This is a genomic window from Burkholderia paludis (assembly GCF_000732615.1).
In the GTDB taxonomy this organism is placed as follows: domain Bacteria; phylum Pseudomonadota; class Gammaproteobacteria; order Burkholderiales; family Burkholderiaceae; genus Burkholderia; species Burkholderia paludis.
Genome location: NZ_JPGL01000068.1, coordinates 19,962 through 32,255, shown reverse-complemented (window position 1 = coordinate 32,255; position 12,294 = coordinate 19,962). Strand labels below are relative to the sequence as shown.

The 12,294-nt window shown below is 71.0% G+C and carries 12 protein-coding genes; 6 read left to right on the top strand and 6 right to left on the bottom strand.

The features are described from left to right. The first annotated feature begins 96 nt into the window (after positions 1–96). The 6 genes from GQ56_RS0131990 (at position 97) to GQ56_RS0131965 (ending at position 7,683) form a co-directional block, all read left to right on the top strand. A complete protein-coding gene (locus tag GQ56_RS0131990; RefSeq protein ID WP_031402536.1) occupies positions 97–1,560 on the top strand; it encodes a PepSY-associated TM helix domain-containing protein in 1,464 nt (487 codons plus the stop codon). Further along, positions 1,538–1,957, top strand: coding sequence for a DUF2946 family protein (locus GQ56_RS40260; protein WP_052007377.1), 420 nt, complete (start codon positions 1,538–1,540; stop codon positions 1,955–1,957). Before GQ56_RS0131990 ends, GQ56_RS40260 begins: the two co-directional genes overlap by 23 nt. Positions 1,958–2,119: 162 nt before the next feature. After that, positions 2,120–4,243 (top strand): TonB-dependent receptor family protein, encoded by a 2,124-nt coding sequence (locus GQ56_RS0131980; protein WP_031402534.1) that lies wholly within the window; start codon positions 2,120–2,122, stop codon positions 4,241–4,243. An 80-nt stretch (positions 4,244–4,323) separates the two neighbouring features. Continuing rightward, positions 4,324–6,441: a TonB-dependent receptor gene (locus GQ56_RS0131975; RefSeq protein ID WP_031402533.1), complete on the top strand. Its 2,118-nt coding sequence runs from the start codon at positions 4,324–4,326 to the stop codon at positions 6,439–6,441. A 93-nt stretch (positions 6,442–6,534) separates the two neighbouring features. Further along, positions 6,535–7,005, top strand: coding sequence for a hypothetical protein (locus tag GQ56_RS0131970; protein ID WP_031402532.1), 471 nt, complete (start codon positions 6,535–6,537; stop codon positions 7,003–7,005). Positions 7,006–7,287: 282 nt separating this feature from the next. Then, positions 7,288–7,683: a hypothetical protein gene (locus tag GQ56_RS0131965; RefSeq protein WP_152601923.1), complete on the top strand. Its 396-nt coding sequence runs from the start codon at positions 7,288–7,290 to the stop codon at positions 7,681–7,683. Positions 7,684–7,780: 97 nt separating this feature from the next. Here GQ56_RS0131965 and GQ56_RS0131960 read toward each other — a convergent pair whose 3' ends face one another. The 6 genes from GQ56_RS0131960 to GQ56_RS0131935 all read right to left on the bottom strand — a co-directional run bounded on the left by GQ56_RS0131960 (position 7,781) and on the right by GQ56_RS0131935 (position 12,281). Continuing rightward, on the bottom strand, positions 7,781–8,086 hold the full coding sequence (locus GQ56_RS0131960) for a DUF6587 family protein (RefSeq protein WP_031402530.1): 306 nt from the start codon (positions 8,084–8,086) through the stop codon (positions 7,781–7,783). Next, positions 8,083–9,939, bottom strand: a complete 1,857-nt coding sequence (feoB, locus tag GQ56_RS0131955) for a ferrous iron transporter B (RefSeq protein WP_031402529.1) — start codon at positions 9,937–9,939, stop codon at positions 8,083–8,085. The genes GQ56_RS0131960 and feoB overlap by 4 nt, the downstream gene beginning before the upstream one ends. Next, positions 9,936–10,187: a FeoA family protein gene (locus tag GQ56_RS0131950; protein WP_031402528.1), complete on the bottom strand. Its 252-nt coding sequence runs from the start codon at positions 10,185–10,187 to the stop codon at positions 9,936–9,938. Before GQ56_RS0131950 ends, feoB begins: the two co-directional genes overlap by 4 nt. Before the next feature lie 273 nt (positions 10,188–10,460). Continuing rightward, positions 10,461–10,919 (bottom strand): copper chaperone PCu(A)C, encoded by a 459-nt coding sequence (locus GQ56_RS0131945; RefSeq protein WP_031402527.1) that lies wholly within the window; start codon positions 10,917–10,919, stop codon positions 10,461–10,463. A gap of 79 nt (positions 10,920–10,998) precedes the next feature. Further along, positions 10,999–11,910, bottom strand: coding sequence for a CopD family protein (locus tag GQ56_RS0131940; protein WP_052007376.1), 912 nt, complete (start codon positions 11,908–11,910; stop codon positions 10,999–11,001). A 2-nt stretch (positions 11,911–11,912) separates the two neighbouring features. After that, a complete protein-coding gene (locus GQ56_RS0131935; RefSeq protein WP_031402525.1) occupies positions 11,913–12,281 on the bottom strand; it encodes a copper resistance CopC family protein in 369 nt (122 codons plus the stop codon). Positions 12,282–12,294: the final 13 nt, after the last annotated feature.

Sequence of the window (12,294 nt, the reverse complement as noted above, 5' to 3'; positions counted from 1 at the left end):
CTGCTCCCTCGATGCGCGCCATACGGGCGTGACGCGCGTTGACGGCCACCGGCCCGCGCCGGCCCGGCCGTTCAACGAACCCGAGGAGCTGACACCATGTCGACCACCGTCGAGCGGACGATCTCGCCCGCCCGTTCCGCCCACGCCGGCTACCGCACGCTCTGGCGCTGGCACTTCTACGCCGGCCTGTTCGTCATGCCGTTCCTGGTGGTCCTCGCGATCACGGGAACGCTCTACTGCTTCCAGCCGCAGATCGAGCCGCTGCTGTACCCGCACCGGCTGGTCGTCGAGCCGCGCGCCACGCCGCGGCTCGCCCCCGACACGCTGCTCGCGAACGCTCGCACCGCGATGCCGGCCGGCGCGACGCCGGTTTCCGTCCAGGTCTCCACCGCGCCGGACCGCAGCGCCGAGTACGTGTTCCGGCTGCGCGACGGCAGCCGCGAGAGCGTGTACGTGAACCCGTACGACGGCAGCGTGCTCGGCACGCTGAGCGTCGAGAACCGCTTCATGCAGGTCGACCGGATGCTGCATCGCAAGCTGCTGCTCGGCAAGACGGGCGAGCTGCTGATGGAGCTGGCCGCCTGCTGGACCTTCGTGATGATCGGCACCGGCATCGCCCTGTGGTGGCCGCGCGGCGCGACACGCGTCGGGCAGGCACTGCGGCCCGACCTGTCGCTGCGCGGCCGGCCGCTGTGGAAAAGCGTCCACGCGTCGGCCGGCATCTGGCTCGCGGCCGGCACGATCGCGTTCATCCTGACGGGGCTGCCGTGGTCGGGCTCGTGGGGCAAGAACTTCAAGGCGCTGGCCGCGACCGTGAACCTCGGTGCGCCGGAAGGCGCATGGGGCGGCGCGTCGGTGCGTTCGACGCGCCCCGGCGCGGCATCCGCGCCCGCACCGGCCCAGGCCGCCGCGCCGGCCGGCCATCATCACGAATCCGGCGAGTCGATGCCGGGGATGGTGATGGACGACCTGCCGCTGCCGCAAACGCCGTGGGCGGTCGGCAACGTGCCGGTGCCGCATTCGCCGTCGGCGCCGACGGCCGCGCCGCTGTCGCTCGATCGCGCGATCGCGATCGTCGCGGCGCGCGGCGTGACGAGCGGCTACACGCTCGCGCTGCCGGCCGGCCCGGACGGCGTATTCACCGCATCGTATTTCCCCGCCGATCCGAAAGCGGAACGCACGATCTACATCGACCAGTACAGCGGCGCGGTGCTCAAGGACATCCGCTACGACGACTACGGCGCGGTATCGCAGGCCGTGTCGTACGGCACGTCGCTGCACATGGGCCGCTACTTCGGGCTCGCGAACCAGCTCCTGTGCGCCGTGCTGTCGCTCGGCCTGGCCGCGATGGCCGTGACGGGCGCCGTGATGTGGTGGAAGCGCCGCCCGGCCGGCACGCTGGGTGCGCCGTCGCGCGAACGCGGCACGCCGCCGATGCGCGGCTGGATCGCGGGCCTCGTGCTGCTCGGCGTCGTGTTCCCGCTGATGGGCGCGACGCTCGTCGCGGTCTGGCTGATCGACCGCCTGCTGTTCGGCCGTGCGGCGCGCGCGGCAGCCTGAACCGCCGCGCGCCGGCGCACGCCGTGCGCCGACGCCGCAAGCCCGGGCCACCGCGTGGCTCGGGCTGGTCGCGCTCGTCCTCGCGCTGGTCGCGCCGCTGATCTCGCAACTGCGCGCGGCCGCGGCCGCCGACGGCATACCGACCGCGCCGATCTGCTCGGCGACCGGCGACACGCTCGTCGCACATACGGCCTCCCATGCGCCGTCCGATCCGCATGTGGACCGCTGCGGCTATTGCGGCCTGCTTGCCGGCCACCCGCCGCTGCAGTACGCGGTACGCCTGTCATCCCCCCCGGCCGTGCGGCACGCGCTGCCGGAGCCGCCCCGCCTCCTTGCCTGCCACCCGTCGAAGCGCTACGCGCTCGCCGCGCGCGGGCCGCCCTCCGAGCACGCCTGACGCACGTCGCGACCGAACCGCCGCACGCCGCGCCGGCTTCGTTCGCCCCGCCTGCCCGCCCTGCCCGATACCGAACCCGCGCGCATGACCACGCGCGGCCGAGGCCGTGCGCGGCGCACATCGTCGCCGTTTCACACTCACCATAACCATACGTACAACGACATGTTTCCCTCGACTCGCATTGCCGCCGCACTGTCCGGCGCGATCTCCGTCCTGTTCGCATCGGCCGCCTGCGCGCAAGCCGCCGCCGCGCCGGCCGACACGCCCGCTGCCACGCCGGCATCGGCGCTGCCCGCGATCACGGTCAACGCAACCCGCACGACCGACTCGCTGACGTCGAAATCGACCGGCGACCTGAAGCGCACGCTCGAGCAGACGGTCGGCTCGGTCGGCTTCGTCGACGCCGACAGCTACCGGAATACCTACGCGTTCACGCTGCGCGACGTGCTGAAGGACGTGCCCGGCGTGTTCGTCGAGAACCGCTACGGCCAGGAACTGCGGCTCTCGATCCGCGGCTCGGGCATTGCGCGCGCCTACCACACGCGCGGCCTGGAGATCCTGCAGGACGGCATCCCGACCAACCTCGCCGACGGCAGCGGCGACTACTACCAGATCGATCCGCTCGCGCTGCAGGCCGTGCAGGTCTACAAGGGCGGCAACGGCCTCGCGTACGGCTCGTCGACGCTCGGCGGCGCGATCGACTTCATCACGCCGACGGCCTATACGGCCGACGCGCCTAACATCGTGCGCGTGGAAGGCGGCAGCTACGGCACGGTGCGCACGAGCGCGCAGGTCTCGCGCGTGCTCGGCCCGCTCGACTTCCTCGCGAATTTCAGCGTGAACCACGCGGACGGCTATCGCGATCACGAGAAAGGCCAGTACGAGCAGTTCAACGCGAACGTCGGCTACCGGTTCAGCCCGACGGTCGAGACGCGCTTCTACGTCGGCGTGTACGTGGTCGACCAGCTGCTACCGGGCACGCTGTCACTGTCCGACGCGCTGAACAATCCGACCAAGGCCGCGCCGAGCGCGGTGTCGGGCGACCAGGCGCGCAACACACGCACCGAGCGGATCGCGAACCGCACGACGGTGAAGCTCGATTCGGGCGAGCTGCAGTTCGACACGTGGGCGATCCACAAGAGCCTGTATCACCCGATCTTCCAGGCGCTCGACCAGGACGGCTGGACCTACGGCTTCGCGCCGCGCTACACGGGGCACCTCACGCTCGGCGGGATGCGCAACGACCTGATCGTCGGCGCGCGCTTCTTCGGCGGGCGCACGCAGGCGAACCAGTACGTCAACGTCAACGGCGACAAGGGCGCGCAAACGCTCGACTCGACGCAGACGGCGTTCAACTACGAGGCATACGTCGAGAACCGGCTGTTCTTCCTGCCGACCGTCGCGCTGATGACCGGCGTGAAGGCGCTGCACTCGGTGCGCGAGTACATCGACTACGGCGGGCTGCCGGGCGACGCGAACTACAAGTCGACGAACGCGAGCTACAGCGGCGTCAACCCGAAGCTCGGGCTGCTGTGGCAGCCGGACGCGAACACGCAGGCCTATGTCGACATCACGCGCAGCCAGGACGTGCCCGACTTCACCGACCTCACGCAGACCTTCTCGGGCACGACGCGCTTCACGCCGCTCGCGGCGCAGCACGCGTGGACGCTCGAGTTCGGCACGCGCGGCTCGCGCGAGCGCGTGAGCTGGGACGTGACCGCGTACCGCTCGCTCGTGCGCGACCAGCTGCTGCAGTACACGACCAACCCGGACGTCCCGGCGTCGACGTTCAACGCGAACAAGACGGTGCTGCAGGGGATCGAGGCCGGCGCGACGGTCGAGCTGCTGCGCAACGTCACCGGGCGCGGCGTGGGCGACAAGATCACGCTGTCGGGCATCTGGAACCTGAACGACTTCCGCTTCAAGAACGATCCGCAGTACGGCAACAACCGGATCGCGGGCGTGCCGCTCAACGTGCTGCGCGCGACGCTCGGCTATGCACGCCCGAGCGGCTTCCACATCGCGGCGACGCTCGACTGGGTGCCGTCGGGCGCGTGGGCCGACGACGCGAACACGCTGCGCGTGCCGAGCTACGCGCTGCTCGGGCTGCAGGCCGGCTACGACTTCCACAACGGGCTGTCGCTGTTCGTCGACGCGCGCAACCTGACCAACAAGCGCTACGTCAGCGACATCAGCACGGTCGCGAATGCGCGCACCGCGAACACCGCGATCTTCTACCCGGGCGAAGGGCGCAGCGTCTTCGCCGGCATGCGGTACGCGTTCTGATGCGGCGGCCGGCGCGCGGCGCGCGGCGCGCGGCCGCCAGGCCGACCGGCCATTTACACCGATTCCAAGGAAACCGAAACATGAAGTTCAGATTGATACTGCCCGCCGCCGTTCTCGCCGCCTTCGCACCGGCCGGGCAGGCACAGGAAAGCGACGCGGGCAGTACCGGCGCCACGCTGGCGCCGATCCGCGTCAACGCCCAGAAAGCGTCGCCGCTCACGCAGCCGCTCGACACCGGCAGCCGGCTCGGGATGTCGTCGCTCGAAACGCCCGCCAGCGTCGAGCAGATCGACCGCCGGACACTCGACACGCGCGGCGACAGCTCGATCGTCGACGCGGTGAGCCGCGCCGCCGGCATCAGCGAATCGCCGCATCCCGGCAACGGCGGCTCGGAGCTCGGCGCGCGCGGCTTCGTCGGCGCGTCGTCGGTCACCCAGCTCTACGACGGCGTGCGCCCGTACGGCGCGATCGGCGTGACGTTTCCGTTCGACACGTGGTCGGTCGACCACATCGACGTGCTGCGCGGCCCGGCGTCGGTGATCTACGGCGAAGGCGCGATCGGCGGCGTCGTGAACATCGTGCCGAAGAAGCCGACGCGCGGCCCGATCGAGAACGAGCTGCAGGTCGGCGGCGGCACGGAGCGCACGGCGCGCATCGCGTTCGGCAGCGGCGGCGCGATCAACGACAAGCTGTCGTACCGCTTCGACGTCAGCGGCAACCGCTCGTCGAACTGGGTCGACCGCGGCAATTCGCGCGACCTGTCGATTTCCGGCGCGCTGCGCTACGACGTGACGCCCGACCTGTACGTGACGGCGTCGTACGCCCAGGGCTTCCAGCATCCGATGCAGTATTTCGGCGTGCCGCTCGTGAACGGCGCGCTCGATCCGGCGCTGTACAAGAAGAACTACAACGTCGGCGACAGCGACATCGCGTTCCGCGACAGCTGGACGACGGTGTCGGCGAACTGGCAGCCGAGCGACAGCCTGAACGTGACGAGCACGCTGTACCGGATGAAGAGCAACCGCCACTGGAAGGACGCCGAGTACTACACGTACCTGCCGTCGAGCGGGCAGATCCAGCGCAGCAGCTACACGGAGATCTTTCACGACCAGGAACAGTACGGCAACGTGACCACCGCCACCGTGAGCAGCGCGCTGCTCGGGATGCGCAACACGTTCTCGGCGGGCTTCGAGTTCAACCATACGACGTTCCAGCACGACAACAACTCGCCGTACTCGGGCACCTCGGTCGTCGATCCGATCGACTTCGATCCGGGCAGCTTCATCAACGCGGCCGGCACCTACCCGAAGTACCGCAGCCAGTCGAACCAGTACGCGGTGTTCGCCGAGAACCGGCTCGCGATCACGCCGCGCTGGTCGGTGATCGGCGGGCTGCGCTACGACCACGCGAGCGTGAACCGCGACGATCTCGTCAACGGCGGCGCGTTCACGAAGGTGTTCGCGAACACGAGCTGGCGCATCGGCACCGTGTACGACGTGCAGCCGGGCCTCGCCGTGTACGGCCAGTATTCGGTCGCAGCCGACCCGATCAGCTCGCTGCTGTCGCTGAACGCGTCGAAGGCGAACTTCACGCTCGCGACCGGCCGGCAGATCGAGATCGGCGTGAAGCAGTCGTTCCTCGACGGCAAGGCCGAGTGGACGCTGGCCGCGTACCGGATCGTGAAGGACAACCTGCTGACGGCCGACCCCGCGAACCCGAACCAGTCGATCCAGGTCGGCCAGCAATCGTCGCGCGGGCTCGAGGCGACGGTCGGCGCGGAGATCGCGAGGGACTGGCGCGTCGACGCGAACGTGTCGGTGCTGCGCGCGAAATACGACGACTTCCAGCAGGCGTCCGGCGGCGCGACGGTCTCGCGCGCGGGCAACGTGCCGGTGTCGGTGCCGCAGCGGCTCGCGAACCTGTGGGTGAGCTGGCGCTTCGCGCCGGACTGGACGGGCATCGTGGGCGTGAAGTACGTCGGCAAGCGCTTCGCCGATACGGCGAACCAGCTCACGATGCCGGCGTATACGACGGTCGACCTCGGGCTCAAGTGGAAGCCGCGCAAGGACACGACGGTCACCGCGCGGGCCTACAACGTGTTCAATCGCCGCTTCGTGGAATCGGCGTACTACAACCAGACGCAGTACCTGCTCGGCAACGACCGTCGGCTCGAACTGCTGCTGAACTACCGCTTCTGAACGGGGCAGGCACGATGAACGGGCATCCCGTCATCCCGGCTCCGCCGCGCGCTGCGCGCGGCGGGCGCGTTCGCCGGCCGTGATCGCGCCGTCATGAAGCGCGGAACGGCACACGCACGGCGCGGCGTCCCGGCGGGCGTCACGCTCCTGCTGGCGCTCGCGTTCGCGCTGCGCGCGCTGATTCCGGCGGGGTTCATGGCGGATCCGCGACCGGACGCGGACCCGTTCGTCCTGACGCTGTGCAGCGGGCACGGCCCGCTCGTCGTGTCCGTGCTGACGCTGACCGGCCACCCGGCTACCGGCGACGCCTCCCGCGCCGGCGCGCGCGCCGCGCCCGCCGCCGCGCGGCCCGATACCCGCGGCACGCCGCGACACGATGCGCCGTCGGCCCCGCCCGTCTGCCCGTTCAGCGCGGTGCTGTCGATCGCGCTCGTCGGCGCGGCCGCGTCGCTCGTACTCGTCCGTCGGCTCGTGCGTCCCGCCGGCGCGACGCCAGCGCCGGCCGCAACGCCCGTCCTCCCTTCGATCCGTGCCTGCCGGCACGCGCGCGCGCCGCCGGCCTGACGCCGCGCATCCGGCGCCGCGTCGCGAGCCGGGCGATCCGCACGCCCGCGCATCGTCGTCCGCGACCGGCACCGGACGCGCCCGCCGCATCGCATCCCGCGCCCCGTCAGGGCCGCGGTTTCATGAATGCCGGGTTCCGGCAGCCGATGCCCGCAGGCCGGCGCGCAAGGACGCAGCCGTCCGCGTCATGGGCATCGGCCCGCATCCGATCGAAGAGGTAGATCCAGCATGGCTACGATGGCGTGGCATTACACCGTCATGATGCATTTCGAGTCGATCATCATGAGTGAAATCATCCAGCCGAAGGCGCTCGACGTGGCGCCCGACGCAAAACCCGTCGCGTGGTTCTCGCGCAATCCCTACTGGGAGAAATCGGCGAACCGACGCGCGATCGATCCGAAGAACGGCGATCGCATCGCACTGACGATGTGGGAGACGCGCCAGGCCGGCGGCGGCCTCGTGCGGTTCGGCATCGACGCGACGAAACTGCTGCAGGACCAGGTGCTCTGGCGCCGGGCGCGGATCGAGGACGATGCGCGCGAGTCGCTGGTCGCGGAAGGCGTGCGGCACGGCGCGGACCCGTCCGAGTGGTGCGGGTCGGTCAAGCCCGTGCCGGTCGAGCGCCTCGTCATCGAGTCGCTCGACGATTCGTACCGGTGGCAGACCTTCAAATGGTAGACGCGGGCCGTGCCGCCGGCGCGCGGCGACGCCTGCGATGGCCCGGCCGCGATCGGGCCGCAAACCGGCCGGGATATCGCGCCCGTCGTCGCGCCGGTCAGTCTCCGGCGCGCGAATGAAACCTGAGCGGCTGTTCGTCCGACGGCGCGGGCGCGCCGTCGGTGCCGCACGCGCCGCAGGTGCTGCAGCCGTCGCCGCAGCCGGCGCCCGCGGCCGCGCCCGGCATCAGGCGCGCGCCGAGCCAGCGCAGCGCGCGCGGCCGGCCCGGCCGCGACAACGCGAGCGCGGCGGCGAGCTGGCCGCGCGCCGCGAGTGCCGGCGCGAGCTTGCGGAACATGAAGAGCACGCTGGCGGCGACCAGCAGCGCGATCGCCGCGTATTGCCAGACCAGGGCCGCGCTCACGTCAGCGCCCGCGCGATCTGGTAGGTGACGAACGACGCGGCGTACGCCATCGCGAACATGTAGCAGAACGAGATCGCGACGTTGCGCCAGGAGCCCGTCTCGCGGCGGATCACCGCGAGCGTCGACATGCATTGCGGCGCGAACACGAACCAGGCCAGCAGCGACAGTGCGCTCGCGAGCGAGAAGTTGGCGGCGAGCGCGTGGCCGACGCTCGCGATGTCGGCGTCGCCGCCGCTCACCGCGTAGACCGTCGCGAGCGCCGCGACGGCCGTTTCGCGCGCGGCGAACGCGGGGATCAGCGACAGGCTGATCTGCCAGTTGAAGCCGAGCGGCGCGAACACGTACTGCAGGCCGCGCCCCATGTAGCCGGCGAACGTGTAGTCGATCGCGGGGCCGACCGCGCCGGCCGGCGGCGACGGGAACGTCGAGATGAACCACATCAGCACGGTGAGCGCGAGAATCACGCCGGTCAGCCGCTTCATGAAGATCGAGCCGCGCTCCCACAGGCCGATCGCCACGTCGCGCAGGCGCGGCAGGCGATACGACGGCAGCTCCATCAGCAGCGCGTGCTCGCCCTGCGGTCCGCGCAGCTTCTTCATGATCCAGCCCACCAGCATCGCGCCGCCGATGCCCGCCGCGTACAGCACGAACAGCACGACGCCCTGCAGGTTGAAGACGCCGAGCACGCGCTGCGACGGAATGAACGCGCCGATCAGCAGCGCGTACACCGGCAGGCGCGCCGAGCACGTCATCAGCGGCGCGACGAGGATGGTCGCCAGCCGGTCGCGCGGGTCGGTGATGCTGCGGGTGCCGAGCACGCCGGGAATCGCGCACGCGAAGCTCGACAGCAGCGGAATGAACGAGCGCCCGGTGAGCCCGACCGACACCATCATCCGGTCGAGCAGGAACGCCGCGCGCGGCAGGTAGCCCGACTCTTCCAGCACCAGGATGAACAGGAACAGCACCAGGATTTCCGGCAGGAAGCCGAGCACGGTGCCGAGCCCGCCGATCAGCCCGTCGGTGACGAGGCCGCGCAGCGGCCCGTCCGGCAGATGGGCGCCGGCCAGCGCGCCGAGCCACCCGAAGCCGTCGCCGATCGCGTCGGTGATCGGCTTGCCGATCGAATACACGGCCTGGAACACCAGGAACATCACGCCGGCGAGGATCACGAGCCCGAGCACCGGGTGCAGCGCCCAGCGGTCGATCCGGTCGTCGCGCACGTCGGTGGCGCGCGGCATCACGACGGCCGCGGCGAGCAGCGCGCGCACGCGGGCGTGGATCGCGTCGGGATCGTCCGCGGGCGCCTGCGCGGCGGCTTCGGCCTGACCGGCCGGCGGCGCGACCGCGCGGTCGAGCACCTCGACGAGGCTGCTCGCGCCGCCGCGCCGCACGGCCACCGTCTGCACGATCTGCACGCCCAGCTCGCGCGCCAGCACGTCGACGTCGATCCGGATGCCGCGGCGTTCGGCCGCATCCATCATGTTCAGCGCCAGCACGACCGGGCGGCCGAGACGCTGCACTTCCAGCACGAAACGCAGGTGCAGGCGCAGGTTGGTCGCATCCGCCACGCACACCACGAGGTCGGGCGGCGCCTCGCCCGGATGACGGCCGAGCAGCACGTCGCGCGTGATGCGCTCGTCGGGGCTCGCCGAATCGAAGCTGTACGCGCCGGGCAGGTCGAGCACCTGCACCTGCCGGCCCGACGGTGCGACAAAACGCCCCACCTTGCGCTCGACGGTGACGCCGGCGTAGTTCGCGACCTTCTGGCGGCCGCCGGTCAACTGGTTGAACAGCGCGGTCTTGCCGCAGTTGGGGTTGCCTACCAGCGCGATGCGCAGTGCCGTGACGCTCATGACTGGCCGCCCTCCTGCACGCTCACGCTGACGCGTTCCGCCTCGGCGCGGCGCAGCGCGAAGCGGGTCGAGCCGACCTGGATCAGCAGCGGATCGGCGCCCCACGGCCCGCGCGCCACGACGCGCACCGGCTCGCCGCGCACGAAGCCGAGATCGCGCAGGCGCTGGGCGATGGGGTCGTCGGGCCGGGCGTCGTCGACATGGTCGACCAGGGCCGGTGTGTGTTGGGTGAGATTCGAGAGACGCATGGCGGGGGACACGACAGGAACAAAATGACAATCGTTCTCATTATATGTGCCCCGAGGGCAGCTGCGGCGTGAAAGCCGGCGCCGACGGCCCGGCGACGGATCGATCGAAGCGGGGATTGGGTCGCGAGTGGCTATGCGTATTTTGGGGATGAGCGTCGAGGCGCGCAGCGGGCGGGAGGAGGACGAAGGGTGGACATGAGGCAGGCAGGCGGGAAGCAGGCGGCGACACGCAGGCGCGGCGGCGTGCGGGCCCGCACGCCTGCCCTGCCGCGCTTACTTCGCCATCGTGCCCGGCGCCTTCACCGCGCACTGCGCGGTGATCTTCTCGCCGTCGCCGAACGTCAGCGTGAGCGGCACGGTCGTGCCGACCTTCAGCGGATGCTTCGGCTGCTCGAGCATCACGTGATAGCCGCCCGGCGCGAACGACAGCGTGCCGTTGGCCGGCACGGTCGCCTTGTCGACCATCACCATGTTCGACGTGCTGCCGTTCGATTGCGTCTGGTGCAGCATCGCCATGCCGAACGCGTCGCTGTCGACGTCCGTCAGGTCGATCGGGTTGGCGCTGCTGTTCTTCAGGTTGAAGTAGCCGCCGGACGGCAGCTTGCCGGGCATGCTGCGAATCCAGCAGTCGGAGACGGTAACCGACTGGGCCGGCGCGGCATGTGCGAGCGAAGACAGCGCGCCGGCGGTCAGCACGGCGAGCGCGGAGAAAGTGTATTTCGTGATGTTCATCGTCGATCCTCGATCGGACTGGGGGGGATGAAGCGGGCCCGCACGCGGGCCCTCGATGGTTGAGGCGGCGGAGGCGGCATCAGGACGGGCCGACCGTCGGCGCGGTATGGCCGAGCACCGCGGCGAGCGCGAGTATCGCGAGCATGACGACGGCCTCGATGCAGAGCGCCGCGTCGAAGCGGCGCTGCGCGGCGGGATAGCCGGGATCGTGCCGTTCGGCCCGCATGTGCAGCGCGGGCAGCACGACCAGCCGGTTCCAGCCGCCGAGCAGCGTCGCGAACGCGACGCATGCGAGCTTGACCGCGAGCACGCGGCCCCAGGCCAGCCCGAGCAGCGGCGCGCCGGTGTGCGCCGTATCCTGCAGCACGTTGTAGCCGCCGGTGGCGAGCACGACGACGAGCGCGCCGGTCGCGACGTACGAGAGCGCCGAGCAGAACGCGGCGCGCTGTTCGTCCGGGCCGTGCGCGCCGCGCACCGCGCGCAGCAGCAGGGCCGCGGCCGCGATCACGCTGCCGGCCCACAGCGCCGTCGCGAGCACGTGCGTCAGGTGGACGGCCTCGCGCCACGAGAAGTCGCCGGAATCGGCGGCGTGGCTCGCGGCGGCCTTGCCGGCGGCCCACAGCAGCAGCCCCGCGACGCACGGCACGAGATCGCGCCCGCGCGCGGCCGCGCTGGCCGCGACGAGCAGCGCGCCGGCACAGCCGATGCTCCACGCAAGGCCGAAGTGCGATTGCGTGAGCACGGCCGCGACGGCGGGCCCGGCTTCGCCGAGCGTCGAGCCGCTCATCACGGCGGCCTGCAGCCACAGGTAGCCGAACGCCGACAGCGCGAGCGCGGCGGCGAGCGCCGTGCGCGCGATGCGCAGCGCGCGCTGGTCGAACAACCCGGTGCGCCGGTCGATCGCGCCGCATGCGAACAGGCCGGTGGCGACGGCGAACAGGATGTCCTGCACGGCCGCCAGCGCGATCTGCGCGTCGACGAGCGCGTCCACCGTCACTTCACCGTGAATGCGTAGTGGCCCTGGGTGCGATGGCCGTCGGCCGCGACGGCAACCCACGCGACCGTGTAGACACCCGGCGTCAGCGGGTTCAGCGCGACGGACATGTGCTTCTTGTTCGACGCGTCGACTTCGGCCTTGCCGCTCGTGACGGCATGGCCCTGCGCGTCGGTCACGGCGATCGAGCTGAACGCGGGCTCGAGCCCGTCGTCGAAATCGATCGCGACGGTCTTCGGCGACCCGGACACGGTTTCGCCCGCGGACGGCGCCTGGTGGGTCGGATACGCGTGTGCGTGGGCGAGCTGCGCGCCGGCGAGCAGCAGCGCGGCGGCGGCGGCGCGCAGCGCGGTGGTGTTGATGGTCATGCGGAGTCTCCTT